Raw genomic sequence first — 17,061 nt, 5'->3', positions numbered from 1 at the left:
AATAAAGATTGTATGCGAGCTACTAAGCGTAAAATAACCTTAAACGAAGTGAAAGCCTCTTTTTGTCAGACCGGCCTAGTTGATTGGCATCTTAATCCACGCTTAAGCGATTCGCAAAATGATGAAGCTGATGGAGAAATTGCAGTTAAACCTGCACCTCCGCAGTTAAAAAAACCACCCCTGTATGCCGTTGTTTTACTAAATGATGACTACACCCCAATGGACTTTGTAATTGAAATTTTACAACAATACTTTGCATTAAATCTTGACCAGGCAACTCAAGTAATGCTAACAGTACATTATGAAGGAAAAGGGGTTGCTGGCATCTATCCGCGAGATATTGCGGAGACCAAGGCAAACCAAGTAAACAATTATGCTCGGTCGCAAGGTCATCCATTACTTTGCCAAATTGAGCCAAAAGATTAAGGGGGTCGCATGCTCAGTCGTCAACTCGAAGTATCCTTACGTTTGGCTGTAAGCATGGCTCGACAAAAGAGACATGAGTTCCTAACGGTTGAACACCTATTGCTGGCTTTGCTGGACAATGATTCTGCAGTTAATGCGTTAAAAGCATGCGGTGCAGATATCGTTTTACTGCGTAAAGAGCTAGAAGAATATGTAGAACAACATACCCCTAAACTTGGTGAAAACAGTGACCAGGCACCACATCCGACAGAAAGCTTTGACCGGATTCTGCAACGTGCTATTTTTCATGTACAGTCCAGTGGCGGTGACCGTACTGTAGAAGGTGCCGATGTTTTGGTTGCAATGTACTCTGAGCGGGATTCCTTTGCAGTCTATTTGCTCAAGCGTCATCAGATTAACCGTTTGACCCTGACTCAATATCTTTCGCATGGTACTCGAAAAGACGAAGTACATATGGAAGAAGAAGCTGAAGATATTGAAGGCGAGGCCACCAGTTCTGCCAATGCAGGGCCGCTGGAACTCTATACTACAAATCTGAATATTGAAGCTCAAAAAGGTAAAACTGATCCACTGATTGGTCGTGAAAAAGAAATCGAGCGTGCCGCACAAATTTTATGTCGTCGCCGTAAAAATAATCCGCTTCTGGTGGGTGATCCAGGTGTGGGAAAAACTTCAATTGCTGAAGGTCTTGCATGGCTGATCGTCAATAACAAGGCGCCTAAGCCACTGGCGAATGCTGAAATTTACAGTCTGGATATTGGTGCGCTAGTCGCAGGCACCAAATACCGTGGAGACTTTGAAAAGCGTTTAAAACAGCTGTTAAATGCCCTGAAGAAAAAACCGGAAGCTGTGTTATTTATTGATGAAATTCATATGATTATTGGTGCAGGCTCTAGTATGGGCAGCACGATGGATGCGTCAAACCTGATTAAGCCAGCGCTGGCAAATGGTACTTTACGTTGTATTGGTTCAACCACGTTCCAAGAATACCGTCAAGTATTTGAAAAAGATCATGCCTTATCACGTCGATTCCAGAAAATTGATGTAAACGAACCGACAATTTCAGAAAGTATAGATATTCTGCGTGGTTTAAAACCTAAATTTGAAGACTTTCATCATGTAGAGTATGAAGATAGTGCCCTGGTTGCTGCGGTAGAGCTATCATCCAAGTTCATTAATGACCGCTTTCTGCCAGACAAGGCAATTGACGTAATTGATGAAGCGGGGGCACAGCGGAGATTAAAAGCTGATGCAGACAATACTTTGATTACAGTTGAAAATATTGAAGATATTATTTCAAAAATTGCTCGTATTCCACCCAAAACTGTCTCTAAAGATGATAAAACAGTACTGAGTCATTTAGAGCGTGATCTAAAACGTGTTGTTTTTGGACAGGATGAAGCAATTACTACACTGGCTTCAGCAATCAAGTTATCGCGGGCCGGCCTTAAGTCGCCAGATAAGCCGGTTGGCAGTTTTGTATTCGCAGGACCAACAGGTGTTGGTAAAACTGAAGTGACCAAACAGCTGGCAAAAATTTTAGGGCTTGAGCTAGTACGCTTTGATATGTCCGAATATATGGAGCGTCATACGGTTTCACGTCTGATTGGTGCTCCTCCCGGTTATGTTGGTTATGATCAGGGTGGTCTGCTGACTGATGCAATACATAAAAATCCGCACTGTGTCTTGCTTCTGGATGAAATTGAAAAAGCTCATCCGGATGTATTTAACCTGTTATTACAAGTGATGGATCATGGGTCACTGACAGACAATAATGGCCGTAAATCAGATTTTCGCAATGTGATTCTGGTCATGACTACAAATATCGGTGCAGAAAGTATCTCGCGTACTAGTATTGGTTTCGTAGAGCAGGACAACAGTAATGATAATCAGGAAGCAATGAGGAAAGCGTTCTCACCAGAGTTCCGTAATCGTCTGGATGGTGTAATTCAATTTAAGCCATTACCAACTACGATTATTGAATCTGTAGTAGACAAGTTCCTGACAGAACTGCAAGCACAACTGGATGAGAAAAAAGTTGTGCTGGAAGTGGATCAGAGTGCGCGCGAATGGTTAACAGAACAGGGTTATGACCGTCTGATGGGTGCACGTCCAATGCAGCGATTGATTCAGGAACATCTGAAAAAACCGCTTGCAGAGATGATCCTGTTTGGTGAGCTGGCTGAACATGGCGGTAACGTTGCGGTATCCGTGAAAAAAGAAAATGGACAGGCTGTTGGGCTGAAACTGGAAGTCTTTGAAGACCAGACAGCTGAACCTGCTTAAGCTCTATTTAAAGATATAACCCGTGTTTCGACACGGGTTATATTTTGGAAATTTTATGGACTTACAATTTACCAAGATTTTAACAACTTTCTTTTTATTCTTTATGACAGCGTTGGCTGAAATTCTTGGCTGTTATTTTCCCTATCTGATATTAAAAGATGGTAAGTCAGCCTGGTTGTGGCTACCTGCAATAATCAGTCTGGCAATTTTTGTATGGTTGCTGACTTTACATCCGGCAGCCTCAGGACGAATTTATGCAGCCTATGGAGGAATTTACATATTCACAGCGCTCTTATGGTTACGCTGGGTTGACCAGGTCATATTGACGCGCTGGGATCTGTTAGGCGGGGCAATTGTGCTTTTGGGTGCAAGTATTATCATTTTACAGCCTCAAGGGTGGCTACGTTAAAGCACATATAGTAATTTGCCCCTTGAGTCTTTATGTTAAAACTTGCATTGGGTATTTTTCATTTTAATCTGATATCGTCCATAGTCAGAATTAAGTGTCATGTTTAACTCATATGGATTAACGCGCTGAAACTCATGTTCAAAAAAGTGCGAACAGTTGTTGATGACTCCTTTTCTAAATAATTGTTCTACTTTATTTTGCCCTACAGACTGGGCAAACTGCCTAAAATCAGGTGTAACAATTAGTCCCTGTACCTCTATATGATCTGCATAGCTCATTACCTGTTCAAGAACAGTATTTTCATCGACTTGATAAGGTAGAACACGTGAATTTTCTTCACTCAAAGCCTGTAGCACATCATTCAGACGGTTTTTATCAGTAATCTTATGATCGGAGCTTATAATGCGCTCTTGTATTAAGTACTGATCCAGACTGGTGGGCTGTGCGTATAGACTAAAACTAGATAGAAGGGTAGAAAGGAAAAGAGTCGTTTTAATCAGCATTATAAAATCAGATATAAATATTATGGTTTTTATTATATAAAGATCAAGGCTTAAAAAAAGCATCCGAGGATGCTTTTAATACAAAAAGATACTTATTAAGACTGTTTCATATTTTCATTGAGCAGGAACTCTACCAATGCTTTTTGAGCATGCAGACGATTTTCGGCTTCATCCCATACTACTGCATTTTTATGATCCAGCATGTTCTCTGATATCTCTTCACCACGGTGAGCAGGTAAACAGTGCATAAACAGGCAGTCCGGATGTGCAAGTCCCATCAATTTTTCATTTACTTGAAACTGTGCAAATGCCTGTTCACGGAGTTTCTGTTCTTCTTCCTGCCCCATGCTGGCCCAGACATCTGTTACGATCAAATCGGCATTGACGGCAGCATCTTCTGCATTGTTAAAGACTTCAACACAATGTGCAAATTCGGTAAGAAATTCTTCTTTAGGTTCATAACCTGCTGGAGATGCAATCTTGAGTTTAAAGCCCATCATATGTGCAGCTTCAATATAGGAGTTACACATATTATTGCCATCACCGATCCAAGCTACAGTTTTGCCTTCAATCGAACCACGATGCTCGATATAGGTTTGCAGGTCTGCTAGTAACTGGCAAGGATGATGATCATCGGTTAAGCCATTAATTACTGGAACTTTGGAGTAAGAAGCAAACCGTTCGACAATGTCATGACCAAAAGTACGGATCATGACAATATCGAGCATACTTGAGATTACACGGGCTGAGTCTTGAATAGGCTCACCTCGGCCAAGCTGGGTATCACGTGAAGACAGAAAAATTGCATCGCCACCAAACTGGCTCATACCGGCTTCAAAAGAGATACGGGTACGGGTGCTTGATTTTTCAAAGATCATTCCCAATACTTTACCAACAAAGGGTTGATAGACTTCATTGTTGTGCTGCATGCGCTTGAGTTCGCTGGCGCGTTCCAGGATGCGGTTGAGTTCCAGACTTGATAAGTCGCGTAAAGTAAGAAAATGCCGTAGAGTCATGTTTGCTCCACAATAATTGCTGTATAAAACAACAATTAGTTGCTTGCTGTTAGTGGAAAGGAAACGAATTAATATACTATAAGAGAATCAAAATGCAAAAGAACTAAGCCTTTTGATGGCCTTTTAAGAATAAATCTACACAGTAATGAATATATTCCATCATTTTCTGATGATCTTCAGCAGGTGCAAGGCCCATCAGGATCCGCCATTCAAAATTTCTCAAAATTCCAAAAAACATCATCGCAGAATAATTAGGATTAGGACAAACCAGTTTACCTTGCTGATGGCCTTTATCTAAAGCGACCGCAATACACTGCTGGATATGTTGTGGACCTTGAGTGTGTAAATAGAGTGCCAGCTCAGGGTTACGCTGAGCCTGTTCAATCACCAGACGCATGAATGCCATATTTTCAGGCTGTATCAAGTGTTGATAGAAATTGATGAGTGTATGCGCAAGATAGTGACGTAACTCGCTAATATGAAAGTCAAAAGGAATACAAATATCTTTGAAAAATAATTCCCGGCGATAGTCACAAATTGCTGTAAACAAACCTTCCTTATTGCCAAAATATTTATAAATTGATGCTTTTGAACCACCGGCATGTTGGACAATATCATCAAGCGATACCGCATCATAACCCTTATCAAGAAACAGCTCATTCGCACTAAGCAATAAAGCCATTCGGCGTTCCTGTCCTCGACGGGTTTGCGGTTTTTCGCAATCAGTAGATGCAAGATGGACCAATGAATGATACCTACAAAGAAACAGTAAGAAAGGAAGATAACAATAAGTTTGAAAGAGTATAGCAAAACTATGCGCTAATTTCTGTAACGCTGTGTGGTCTCAAAAGCTTATTGTCAGTCATAATTTAATAAACAAAAAAATGAAAATGGATTCATTTTTCTTTGACTAAAGTTTTAGAGTCTGTATTCTAAAAGGCCATACCGGTTTAAAAGATTAAACCTTATACTGAAAATTCAATAACGATAGAAAGAACTGTGGAAGAGATCATGACACAACAAATGTCTGCAGGTTTAAGATTTAGACAAGCATTGGAAGCAGAAAAACCGCTACAGATCATGGGCACAGTGAATGCCTATGCAGCCATGCTGGCAACCCAGGTAGGCTATAAAGCAATATATTTATCAGGTGCAGGTGTGGCGAACTATTCATACGGTTTACCTGATCTGGGCATGACCAGTCTAGATAATGTTCTAGAAGATGTACGCCGTATTACTGAACGTGTAGATACTCCTTTACTGGTTGATATCGATACAGGCTGGGGCGGCGCTTTTAATATCGCCCGCAGTATTAAACAGATGATCCGTGCAGGTGCGGCGGCAGTTCATATTGAGGATCAGGTTGCCCAAAAACGTTGTGGACACCGTCCAAATAAAGAAATTGTGTCACAGCAGGAAATGGTTGACCGTATTAAAGCTGCAGCCGATGCAAAAATTGACCCCAATTTTGTCTTGATGGCACGAACCGATGCGCTGCAAAAAGAAGGCCTGCAGGCAGTAATTGACCGTGCCTGTGCTTGTGTTGAAGCAGGTGCAGATGCAATTTTTGCCGAAGCCATGACCGATATTACCATGTACCGCACTGTATGCGATGCTGTGGGTGTGCCAGTGCTTGCCAATATAACCGAGTTTGGTGATACCCCTTATTATACAACAGAAGAGCTGGCTGAGCAGGGCATTCGTATGGTGTTGTATCCACTTTCTGCAACACGCGCCATGCAAAAAGCAGCGCTTGAAGTGATGCGCTCCGTTCGTGAACAAGGTACACAGGTGCATGTTTTAGATAAGATGCAACCACGAAAAGAACTTTACGAATTTTTAGATTATCACTCTTTTGAAAATACCTTAGACAAACTCTTCAAGCAGGAGAATTAAAACAATGGCTGAAGGAAAAGTACTAACAGGCGCTGGACTGCGCGGACAGGTCGCTGGTAAAACTGCACTTTCAACTGTAGGAAAAAGTGGAGCAGGCCTGACTTATCGTGGTTATGACGTACAGGATCTGGCAGAAAACTGTCAGTTTGAAGAAGTGGCTTATCTGATTTTCTTTGGTGAGTTGCCGACTGCTGAGCAGCTGGCTTCTTACAAGGAGAAGTTAAAGTCTTTGCGTCAACTGCCCCAAGCTTTAAAAGAAGTACTGGAACGTATCCCGGCTGATTCACATCCGATGGATGTTATGCGTACTGGTGTTTCAATGCTGGGGAATCTGGAAACAGAAAAATCATTTGACCAGCAGCAGGATATCGCAGACCGTATCCTGGCGACTTTACCAGCAATTATCTGCTATTGGTATCGTTATAGTCATGATGGTGTACGTATTGAAGAAAGTACTGATGATGATTCTATTGGTGCACAGTTCCTGCATTTGTTACACGGTAAAAAACCCAATGAACTGCATGAACAGGTGATGAATGTATCACTCATTTTGTATGCAGAGCATGAATTCAATGCTTCAACTTTTACTGCACGTGTCTGCGCTTCTACTTTATCTGATATGCATTCGTGCATTACTGGCGCAATTGGTTCATTACGTGGTCCGTTACATGGTGGCGCCAATGAAGCCGCTATGGATATGATTGAAAACTGGCAGTCTCCAGAAGAAGCTGAGCGTGAGATGCTGGGCATGCTGGAACGTAAAGAAAAAATCATGGGCTTTGGTCATGCCATCTATAAAGACAATGATCCGCGTAATGGGATTATTAAAGTCTGGTCTGAGCGTCTTGCGAAAGATGTCGGAGATACTGTTCTATATCCGGTATCGGTACGTTGTGAAGAAGTCATGTGGCGCGAGAAAAAGCTATTCTGTAATGCGGATTTCTTCCATGCCTCGGCTTATCATTTTATGGGTATTCCAACAAAGCTGTTTACACCGATTTTTGTAATGAGCCGTGTTACTGGCTGGGCTGCTCATGTAATGGAGCAGCGTGCAGATAACCGTATTATTCGCCCAAGCGCTGATTATATCGGTCATGAACTGCGTAAAGTTATACCTATTGCTGAGCGTAGCAAGCAGTCTGCTTAATACTGAAATATAAAAAGCAGAGGCATAATGCCTCTGCTTTTTTATGAAGTATAAATTTAGCGTTATATTTTACTTTTTACTGTTAAAGAAATCGGGTCTTCAGTGGTATAGCCCGTTTCTTCAGGAAATGCCAGATAACGTACTGTTACCAAGACTTGGTTTTGTGCGGGAATATAATATGCTTGTTTGACTGAAAGTGAAGGTTTATAGCTGACAGCCTGCTGTAGCTGACTGTTGAACCATATAGAACTCACCTTATATTGATAAGTGTATTGAGGTACTTTGAGAGTTTTATCTATCCAAATTGCTGGCACATTCGTTTGCTGTTTTTTTAAAATATGAATATTAAAAATTTTGGGAGTAATAAGCTGTAAAGGTTGAAGTCGTTGTTTTATTTTATTGAGTTCAGGCCGAAGTACATCAATTGACTGGTCATAATCAATCTTCCGGGTGCGTTGATTAATATATAAAGAATTTACTTTAAACAGCTTGGGTGATTGATTAGCTTTATAAAACTGATAGTAATAAAGTTGCGGCAGGCGGCCACGTCCGTCTTCATAATGGCGTAACAGATAAACTTTTTTGTCGGTAGGTTCATACCCTAAAAATTCAATATACTGCCCACCACCAACTGTAGCATGACTGATCATAGGTATAGCTACACATAAAGGTATAGTAAATAAAATAGGCTTTAACATAGCTTTTGTCCTATCAGATAGTCATAAGCTATAAATGCCATAAACGGGTAAATTTTTAAAGAAGACTTTTACATAGGGACCATCAGCAATAAAACAGATTTTTACTTATTCTTTTAATTACTCCAAGCTGGTTATAAGCAATAAAAAGTAAATAATTTCAATAGCACTTTAAAAAAGTGCTATTGATAACAGGAAGAAGTTAATCTTCAACTTCTTCTTCGATCTCATCGTCGGCTGTACTCATACCCAGTTCTTTGAGTTTACGAGTTAGCGTGTTACGACCCCAGCCTAAAAGCTCGGCAGCATGACGTTTACGTCCACGAGTTTGTTGCAGTGCTGCCTGAATCAAAGTACGTTCAAACAGGGGTGTGGCAATATCCAGAATTTTCATTTCACCATTTTGCAGTTTCTGAATCGCCCACTGACCTAACAGTTCATCCCACTGCTGGCTGGAGGCACGCTGTATGCTAGGAGATGAAATGGAGACGTCTTCAGCCCTCTGGATGGGTATCTGTTTAAGTTCTGGAGGAAGATCTTCTGGATAAATTTCTCGGCCAGTAATCATGACCGTTAGCCAGCGGCAGGTATTTTCAAGTTGACGTACATTACCCGGCCAAGGAAGTTGCTGCATATACTGTACGGTTTCCTGTCGCAGTATTTTGGGGCTAACTCCCAGTTCTTTACCTGCACGCGCCAAGAAATGCTGAGCCAGCATTGGAATATCTTCACTACGGTGCGCAAGTTTAGGAATATGAATCCGGATAACATTTAAACGGTGAAATAAGTCTTCACGGAAACGGCCATCGTGAACCAGTTTTTCCAAATCCTGATGAGTTGCAGTCACAATACGGACATCAACTTTTACTGATATATGTCCACCCACCCGATAAAATTCGCCATCGGCCAATACACGTAAAAGGCGGGTTTGTGTTTCAAAAGGCATATCTCCAATTTCATCAAGAAAAAGAGTTCCGCCATTGGCCTGTTCAAAACGTCCCTGACGCTGACTGTTTGCACCGGTAAAAGCACCCTTTTCATGACCGAACAGTTCAGTTTCAATCAGATCTTTTGGAATAGCCGCCATATTCAGGGCAATAAATGGTTTGTTTTTTCGTGGTGAATGCTTGTGTAAAGCATGTGCTACCAGCTCTTTGCCTGTACCCGATTCACCATTGATTAAGACAGTGATATGAGACTGTGTTAAACGGCCAATTGCACGGAATACTTCCTGCATCGCCGGCGATTCACCTATTATTTCGGTTGACTGGATAGGAGCAGTAACTCGGGATTCCTGTTGCTGCAATTTACTGATATGCAAAATTGCACGCTGTACCAGAGCCAAGGCTTCATCGATATCGAAAGGTTTGGGTAAATATTCAAAAGCACCTGTCTGGTAACTTGATACTGCAGATTCAAGGTCAGAATGTGCAGTCATAATAATGACTGGTAAATCGGGGTTACTCTGTTTGACTTTGCTTAGAAAGGTGAGCCCGTCAATACCAGGCATACGTATGTCGGTTAAAATAACATCTGGTGGTGCCAGCATAAGCTGATCCAGGGCAGATTGAGCCTCTTCAAAGCTTGTTACCTCGAAACCTTCTTCTTTGAAAGTTTTTTCCAGTACCCAGCGCATGGTGCGGTCATCATCAATAACCCAGATTTTATTTTGCGGCATGGTTTAACTCCCAAGGTAAATATAAGCTGAATATGGTTTGTCCTGGAACAGACTGGCATTCAATCATGCCGTTATGCTGGTGCATAATGTTCTGTGCAATGCTTAAACCTAGTCCAGTGCCTTTGGCACGTCCGGTAACAAGTGGATAAAAAACGGATTCCTGTATTTCTTCTGGAACACCCGGTCCATTATCTTCAATGTCTATACGTATAGCAGAGCGATGTAATAATCCATTAATTGTCACCAGTCGCTGTATACGTGTTCTAAAAATAAGTTCAGGCCGGTGATGCACAAAAAAATCCCTGTTTTCTGATATTGCCTGTACTGCATTTGCACCAATATTGAGCATAACCTGAATTAATTGATCGCGGTCAGCATGAACTTCAGGTAAGGACAAATCATAATCCCGCACAATCTTGATTTTATTTTTAGTCTGATTGGCAATTAGTGAGCGTACACGTTCTAATGGCTCATGAATATTGACATTTTCATAGCTTGGTAACTGACGCGAACCCAGCATGATATCTGCCAGATTTCTAAGCCGGTCTACTTCATTGATAATAATATCGGTAAATTCTGCATATTGCGGGTCATTCAGGCTGCGTGCCAGTAGCTGGGTGGCCCCTCTGATACCTGCCAGCGGATTTTTAATTTCATGTGCTACACCACGGATCAATTGCCGTGCGACCTGGTGCTGCTGAATAAAGTTCTCTTCTTTGGAAATTTTGAGCATGCGGTCAATCGGATTAATCTCGATTATGAGCAGGGGGTGATAGGATTTACCCGAATTTAGCTCTGAAACGGTATAATCTACATGAATATCCTTAAAATTGACGCTAACAATTGCCTCACGGCGGGTATAAGGCTGGCCTGTTTTAAAAGTGTTGAGCAGTGCTTCTTCTGTATTAAAAGTATCATCCGGTGTTTGCAGTAAATTAATAACAGGAAGGCCACTGGCACGTAACAGGCTAATATCAAACAGTGCTTCACAAGAAGAATTCAGGTAGAAAATATCGAGATTGCTATCGACAAGTAAAATTGCTGTAGTCAAGTGGTCTACAAGTAAACGATAGTCAATTTCTGTATATTGCTCCATTATTTGATCATTCCTGTATTAAAATAGCGCAATGCTTTCTTCATAAAACTCTTTCATGACTTCATTTAAGTAAGATTAAGCAAAATATAAGCCAACTCTAAAAGATTTAAAAATTTTTTAGTTTATGAGAGCTAATAATTTGAAATATATAATTAAATTTTTAAATTTAAAAACACAAAAAATACTTAAATTATAAAATGTCTACTTATTTAAGTAAAAAATATTATGAACCAAATTGGTGCAACTATAACATTTATATATAATGTTGGATGTATATTGGTGCATTGCATAAAGAGTCGGGATTTAACCTATGCTTGGAACAAGAAAAGACATACAATACGCGCATTCTAGTGGAGCGCAGGATTCATGAAGTCCCCCAAAGTCGGTTTTGTTTCTTTAGGTTGTCCTAAGGCATTGGTAGATTCTGAACGAATCTTAACTCAGTTGAAAACTGAAGGTTATCAAGTAGCATCAGATTACGATGGTGCTGATTTAGTTGTTGTAAATACCTGTGGTTTTATCGAATCGGCAGTACAAGAATCCTTGGATGCGATTGGCGAAGCCATGAGTGAAAATGGCCGGGTCATTGTAACCGGTTGTCTTGGAAAAGATGAAGACAAGATTCGCCAAATGCACCCGAATGTCCTGAAAGTGACTGGTGCAGCAGCGTATGAAGATGTTATGTCTGCAGTACATCAGTATGTACCGGCACCACCCAAGCATAATCCTTTTATTGATCTGGTTCCTGAACAGGGCGTTCGTCTGACCCCTAAACATTATGCATATTTAAAAATATCAGAAGGGTGTAATCATCGTTGTACATTCTGCATTATTCCAAGTATGCGCGGTGATCTGGTTTCACGTCCGGTTGGTTCTGTGCTTGAAGAAGCTGCTGCACTTAAGCGTGCCGGTGTGAGAGAAATTCTGGTCATTTCTCAGGATACTTCAGCCTATGGTGTCGATACCAAGTATAAGCTTGATTTCTGGAATGGACAGCCGGTAAAAACCAAATTCTTCGACATGTGTGAAGCACTAGGGCAACTGGGAATTTGGGTGCGTCTGCATTATGTTTACCCTTACCCACATGTGGATGCTGTTATTGACTTAATGGCGCAAGGTAAGATCTTACCTTATCTGGATATCCCATTCCAACATGCCAGTCCGCGTATTCTGAAGTTGATGAAACGTCCCGCGCATAGTGAAAATACGCTAGAACGCTTAAAAGTATGGCGAGAAAAATGTCCTGATCTCGTGATTCGTTCGACATTTGTAGTGGGTTTCCCCGGTGAAACTGAAGAAGATTTTCAAATTTTGCTGGAATGGCTCAAAGAAGCTCAGCTTGACCGTGTAGGCTGCTTTACCTATTCACCTGTAGAAGGTGCAACTGCAAATGATCTGCCAGATCATGTGCCAGAAGAAGTAAAGCAAGAGCGCTACGAGCGTTTTATGCAGGTACAGCAGGAAATTTCAGCTGCAAAACTGCAAAAGCGTATTGGTCAAACTATGACGGTGCTGGTTGATAATCTGGAAGACGAATTTCCAGTTGCTGTTGCCCGCTCTTATGCTGATGCGCCAGAAATTGATGGTAATGTATTTGTAGAAGATATTGATAAGAGCCAGATCAAATCCGGCGATCTGCTTGAGGTGGAAATTACAGATGCAGATGAATATGACCTGTTTGCAAAGCTGATCCGTATCAAGTCGGTTTAAACACCGTAGCTTAATATACAAAAAAGAATTTAATTTTAAACCGATTTGGAGTGAAATTATGGCAGATAGTAATAGCCCGCGTTATTCACGCATCCTGCTTAAATTGTCAGGTGAAGCCCTGTCAGGTAATAAAGACATGGGTATCGATGCGAATGTGCTTGATCAAATGTCTTTATCTATTGCGCACTTGGTAGGTCTGGGCGTACAGGTAGGTATTGTGGTAGGTGGCGGTAATCTTTATCGTGGAAGTCAGCTGCAAAAAGATGGTTTGGTAGGTCGTGTAACAGGGGACCAAATGGGCATGCTGGCTACAGTGATGAATGGCTTGGCCCTACGTGATGCTCTGGTGCGCCGTAACATCAAAACCCGGTTAATGTCGGCATTACCGATTGGTACAGTGGTTGAGTCTTATTCTAGTCGTGATGCGATTCGTCATCTGGGCCAGAACGAAGTATGTGTATTTGTAGCAGGTACAGGTAACCCATTCTTTACAACTGATACAGCGGCTTGCCTGCGTGGTATTGAAATTGAGGCTAACCTGATTCTAAAAGCTACTAAAGTTGATGGGGTTTATAATAAAGACCCAAGCAAATATGATGATGCGGTCCGTTACGATCATTTAACTTTTGATCAGGTATTGGATGAGAAGCTAGGTGTGATGGATTTAACAGCAATCTGTCTATGCCGTGACCACAATGTACCGTTACAAGTATTTGATATGAATAAGTCAGGTGCTTTACTTTCAGTGGTAATGGGTGAAAAAGAGGGTACGCATGTTACGAACTAATGTACGTGTGACCTAAAGCTCTTTATACTATTGCTATTTATACTCCTTTGATTCTATTAAAGTAAGGAAAATCACATATGATTAACGACCTTAAAAAAGACAGCGAACAGCGTATGCAAAAGTCCCTGGAGTCTTTGGAACAGGGTTTTGCTAAAGTCCGTACTGGCCGTGCCCATCCGTCTATCTTAAATGGCGTTATGGTTCCTTACTATGGTTCTGATGTACCATTAAACCAGGTTGCAAACGTTGGTGTTGAAGATTCCCGTACTCTGGTGGTTCAGCCTTTTGAACGTACGATGGTCTCTGCAATTGATAAGGCAATTCGTGAAAGTGATTTGGGTCTGAACCCGATTACTGCAGATGCTATTCGTGTTCCAATGCCTGCACTGACTGAAGAAACCCGTCGTGATATGCAGAAGGTTGCGCGTACAGAAGCTGAAAATGCTAAAGTTGCTATCCGTAATATTCGACGTGACGTTCTAGGTGATATCAAGGCATTATTGAAAGAAAAAGAAATTTCTGAAGATGATGAGCGCCGTGCTGGTGAAGAGATCCAGAAAATTACTGACAAATATGTTGCTGAAGTTGATAAACGTTTGGCCGCCAAAGAAGCTGAATTGATGAAGGTCTAATTCATGACCGCATCCGAAGAGAAACATCTTCCTGAGCATGTTGCCATCATTATGGATGGCAACAACCGCTTTGCTAAAAAGAATCAGATGCAAAAAGGTGAAGGACACCGTGAAGGTAAAAATGTCCTCGATCCTATTGTTGAGTGCTGTGTAGAACAGGGTGTAAAAGCTTTAACTGTTTTTGCGTTTTCAAGTGAAAACTGGAATCGCCCGCAATTTGAGGTCGAGCTGCTCATGTCTCTTCTTGAAGAGACAATTCATGACCAGATGCCACGGATGGAAAAGTTCGATATCTGTCTACGTTTTATCGGAGATCGCTCACGGTTATCTGCACATTTGCGTGAATTAATGTTGCAAGCTGAACAAAGGACTGCTAATTTCAGCACAATGACGCTTGTTATTGCTGTCAGTTATGGTGGTATGTGGGATATTGCAGAAGCTGCAAAGCAGATTGCTCAAGATGCAGTAAATCAGAAAATCCAGATTGAAGATATTAATGTTGATTTGTTCGGACAGTACGCCTCGCTTGGAGATTTACCTCCTGTTGATCTGCTGATTCGTACCGGCGGAGATTATCGGCTTTCGAATTTCCTGCTTTGGCAGGCTGCTTATGCCGAGCTATATTTCACCCCGACGCTATGGCCTGAATTTACCGTAAATGAGTTCAACCAAGCGCTCAACATTTTTAATAGCCGTGAACGGCGCTTTGGCAAAACTTCAGAGCAAATCCAACAAAAGAAACTTGAGAATTAATAAATGTTAGAGCGGATAATTACCGCATTGGTGTTGGTAGCAGTAGTACTGAGCTGCATGTTTGCTACCCAGTCAGATTATCCAATGTTAGGGCTTATGGTGTTAGCAGCGGGGGTCGCAGGATATGAGTGGTTTAAGCTCATGCCCAGAACTACAAAATATGTGATAAAACCGATTGCTTGGTCCTATGGTGTTCTCAGTGCCGCCATCTCGGCTCTGGTTCTCTATTTAAATGATATTGCCCTGTTACTGTGGGCTGCCTCTATTTTAACCTGGATTTTTAGTATTTACTGGGTAAAGTCATACCCTGAATACGATAACTGGTACAATGCTACACTTAAGGGTATTGGTATTATTCTTATTTGTGCGGCAGTTACAGCAATTTTTGCAGTCTGGCATAGCTCACCTTGGTGGCTGATGTATCTGTTTCTGCTGGTCTGGGGTGCAGACAGTGGTGCTTACTTTGTTGGTCGTAAGTTTGGACGAAAAAAACTGGCCCCCTCGGTTAGCCCAAATAAATCGGTAGAAGGCCTATACGGCGGAGTAAGCGTAGCCGCTATTATTATCGTTGTGGTGGCATGGATCTATCTCGATCTTACACTGATTCAATATCTGCTCTTCATTATACTTTCTGTAGTTACGGTACTAGGTTCAGTACTGGGTGATCTTTTTGAGTCCATGATTAAACGCCGCGCAGGCATTAAAGATTCCGGTCGTGTTCTTCCAGGACATGGCGGTGTACTCGATCGTATTGACTCTCTACTGGCCGCTGCACCTATATTTGCAGCGGGTATGTATCTGTTAAAACTTATTGGTGTAGATTTATAGATGTCACAATCTGTTTGTATATTGGGTGTTACAGGCTCTATTGGTCAGAGTACTTTAAAAATATTGGAGCAGCATCCAGATCAATATTCGGTGTTTGCAGTAAGTGCTTATAGCCGTATAGATGAGCTTGCCCAGATATGCAGACAATATCAGCCTAAAATAGCTGTAGTGCCCGCTGACCGTGTGGATCAGGTTAGCCGGCATTTAAAGGATTTGCAGCTCAGCCATATTCAAATCTTGAGTGGTGAGGCAGGCCTGATAGCCGTAGCTGAACATCCGGAAGTTGATGTGGTGATGGCAGCAATTGTCGGAGCAGCCGGGCTTTTACCGACTTTATCCGCTGTTAAAGCAGGTAAGCGAGTACTGCTAGCCAATAAAGAAGCACTCGTTATGTCTGGTGACATTATGATGCGTGCAGCGCGAGATCATCAGGCTTTACTTTTGCCGGTAGACTCTGAGCATAATGCCATTTTTCAATGTTTGCCTCATGACTATATGAATGCTGATGCGCATGGCAAACCTGTAAAAGGGGTGTCGCGTATTTTGCTTACTGCATCAGGTGGCCCATTCCGTCAGCATAGTCTTCAACAGTTGCATGAAGTCACTCCACAGCAGGCATGTAAGCATCCAAACTGGTCAATGGGACAAAAAATTTCAGTTGATTCAGCTACCCTAATGAATAAGGGGCTGGAATTAATTGAAGCCTGTCATCTATTTTCAATTGCTGAGCACTTTGTGACAGTTGTGGTTCATCCAGAAAGTATTATTCATTCCATGGTGCAATATGTAGATGGTTCAACTTTGGCACAAATGGGGAATCCGGATATGTGCACACCGATTGCTCATGCATTAGCTTGGCCTGAGCGTATACAGACTCATGTACCTGCACTTGACTTGTTTGCACAGCAGCAATTGAATTTTCAGGAACCGGATATCGTACGTTTCCCTGCGTTAAAGCTCGCAAGAGAAGCAATGAAAGCGGGAGGCGTAGCCCCTGCAATTTTAAATGCAGCCAATGAAATGGCAGTCGCAGCTTTTTTAAAAGAACAAATCCGTTTTACTCATATTGCTGAAATAGTTGAGCAGACCTTAAATACCGTTCACAATAGGTCTGCAGAACAGCTTGAGACCATACTTGAGGCTGATACGCAAGCGCGTGAAGCTGCATTTGACTCTATTGGAAAAATGAGAAGCTGATG

17 protein-coding genes are annotated in these 17,061 nt (G+C 41.8%); 11 read left to right on the top strand and 6 right to left on the bottom strand.

The window, feature by feature from the left end:
• Nucleotides 1–12 precede the first annotated feature (12 nt).
• The 3 genes from clpS to B3R63_RS01935 are packed head-to-tail and all read left to right on the top strand — an operon-like array spanning nt 13 to nt 3,121.
• On the top strand, nt 13–426 hold the full coding sequence (clpS, locus tag B3R63_RS01945) for an ATP-dependent Clp protease adapter ClpS (RefSeq protein WP_005014635.1): 414 nt from the start codon (nt 13–15) through the stop codon (nt 424–426).
• Nucleotides 427–435: 9 nt separating this feature from the next.
• Nucleotides 436–2,712, top strand: a complete 2,277-nt coding sequence (gene clpA / locus B3R63_RS01940; RefSeq protein WP_286728163.1) for an ATP-dependent Clp protease ATP-binding subunit ClpA — start codon at nt 436–438, stop codon at nt 2,710–2,712.
• Nucleotides 2,713–2,767: 55 nt separating this feature from the next.
• Complete coding sequence (locus B3R63_RS01935) at nt 2,768–3,121, top strand: YnfA family protein (RefSeq protein ID WP_005014632.1); 354 nt, start codon at nt 2,768–2,770, stop codon at nt 3,119–3,121.
• Between the two features lie 35 nt (nt 3,122–3,156).
• Here the strand turns inward: B3R63_RS01935 and B3R63_RS01930 are convergent, their stop codons facing one another.
• The 3 genes from B3R63_RS01930 to B3R63_RS01920 form a co-directional block, all read right to left on the bottom strand.
• Nucleotides 3,157–3,624, bottom strand: a complete 468-nt coding sequence (locus B3R63_RS01930) for a hypothetical protein (protein WP_106439046.1) — start codon at nt 3,622–3,624, stop codon at nt 3,157–3,159.
• Between the two features lie 95 nt (nt 3,625–3,719).
• A complete protein-coding gene (gene argF / locus B3R63_RS01925; RefSeq protein ID WP_286728162.1) occupies nt 3,720–4,640 on the bottom strand; it encodes an ornithine carbamoyltransferase in 921 nt (306 codons plus the stop codon).
• Between the two features lie 103 nt (nt 4,641–4,743).
• A complete protein-coding gene (locus B3R63_RS01920; protein ID WP_171261054.1) occupies nt 4,744–5,385 on the bottom strand; it encodes a TetR/AcrR family transcriptional regulator in 642 nt (213 codons plus the stop codon).
• 266 nt (nt 5,386–5,651) lie between these two features.
• On the opposite strand from B3R63_RS01920, the gene prpB reads away from it, so the two are divergent.
• Both prpB and prpC read left to right on the top strand, forming a co-directional pair.
• Nucleotides 5,652–6,536 carry a methylisocitrate lyase gene (prpB, locus tag B3R63_RS01915; protein WP_005025668.1) on the top strand — a complete coding sequence of 295 codons (885 nt, stop codon included), beginning with the start codon at nt 5,652–5,654 and terminating at the stop codon, nt 6,534–6,536.
• Between the two features lie 4 nt (nt 6,537–6,540).
• Nucleotides 6,541–7,683: a bifunctional 2-methylcitrate synthase/citrate synthase gene (gene prpC / locus B3R63_RS01910; RefSeq protein ID WP_286728161.1), complete on the top strand. Its 1,143-nt coding sequence runs from the start codon at nt 6,541–6,543 to the stop codon at nt 7,681–7,683.
• A 62-nt stretch (nt 7,684–7,745) separates the two neighbouring features.
• Here prpC and B3R63_RS01905 read toward each other — a convergent pair whose 3' ends face one another.
• The 3 genes from B3R63_RS01905 to glnL all read right to left on the bottom strand — a co-directional run bounded on the left by B3R63_RS01905 (nt 7,746) and on the right by glnL (nt 11,152).
• A complete protein-coding gene (locus B3R63_RS01905; protein WP_026444100.1) occupies nt 7,746–8,381 on the bottom strand; it encodes a hypothetical protein in 636 nt (211 codons plus the stop codon).
• A 199-nt stretch (nt 8,382–8,580) separates the two neighbouring features.
• Nucleotides 8,581–10,056 carry a nitrogen regulation protein NR(I) gene (gene glnG / locus B3R63_RS01900; protein WP_005405448.1) on the bottom strand — a complete coding sequence of 492 codons (1,476 nt, stop codon included), beginning with the start codon at nt 10,054–10,056 and terminating at the stop codon, nt 8,581–8,583.
• On the bottom strand, nt 10,043–11,152 hold the full coding sequence (gene glnL / locus B3R63_RS01895; RefSeq protein WP_005014623.1) for a nitrogen regulation protein NR(II): 1,110 nt from the start codon (nt 11,150–11,152) through the stop codon (nt 10,043–10,045). Before glnL ends, glnG begins: the two co-directional genes overlap by 14 nt.
• Nucleotides 11,153–11,518: 366 nt before the next feature.
• Between glnL and rimO the strand changes: the two genes are divergently transcribed.
• From rimO to ispC, 6 genes are all read left to right on the top strand, one after another.
• Nucleotides 11,519–12,862 (top strand): 30S ribosomal protein S12 methylthiotransferase RimO, encoded by a 1,344-nt coding sequence (gene rimO / locus B3R63_RS01890; RefSeq protein ID WP_286728160.1) that lies wholly within the window; start codon nt 11,519–11,521, stop codon nt 12,860–12,862.
• Between the two features lie 58 nt (nt 12,863–12,920).
• A complete protein-coding gene (pyrH, locus tag B3R63_RS01885) occupies nt 12,921–13,649 on the top strand; it encodes a UMP kinase (protein WP_005014620.1) in 729 nt (242 codons plus the stop codon).
• Between the two features lie 77 nt (nt 13,650–13,726).
• A complete protein-coding gene (frr, locus tag B3R63_RS01880; RefSeq protein WP_005014619.1) occupies nt 13,727–14,281 on the top strand; it encodes a ribosome recycling factor in 555 nt (184 codons plus the stop codon).
• Nucleotides 14,282–14,284: 3 nt separating this feature from the next.
• Nucleotides 14,285–15,034 carry a polyprenyl diphosphate synthase gene (gene uppS, locus B3R63_RS01875; protein WP_286728159.1) on the top strand — a complete coding sequence of 250 codons (750 nt, stop codon included), beginning with the start codon at nt 14,285–14,287 and terminating at the stop codon, nt 15,032–15,034.
• A 3-nt stretch (nt 15,035–15,037) separates the two neighbouring features.
• Nucleotides 15,038–15,862, top strand: coding sequence for a phosphatidate cytidylyltransferase (locus B3R63_RS01870; protein ID WP_005405632.1), 825 nt, complete (start codon nt 15,038–15,040; stop codon nt 15,860–15,862).
• On the top strand, nt 15,863–17,059 hold the full coding sequence (ispC, locus tag B3R63_RS01865) for a 1-deoxy-D-xylulose-5-phosphate reductoisomerase (RefSeq protein ID WP_286728158.1): 1,197 nt from the start codon (nt 15,863–15,865) through the stop codon (nt 17,057–17,059).
• Nucleotides 17,060–17,061 lie beyond the last annotated feature (2 nt).

The organism is Acinetobacter sp. UBA1297 (assembly GCF_002307755.1).
GTDB classification, from domain to species: domain Bacteria; phylum Pseudomonadota; class Gammaproteobacteria; order Pseudomonadales; family Moraxellaceae; genus Acinetobacter; species Acinetobacter radioresistens.
The sequence above is the reverse complement of the archived record's forward strand: the minus strand, read 5'-3'. Positions and strand labels throughout refer to the sequence as shown.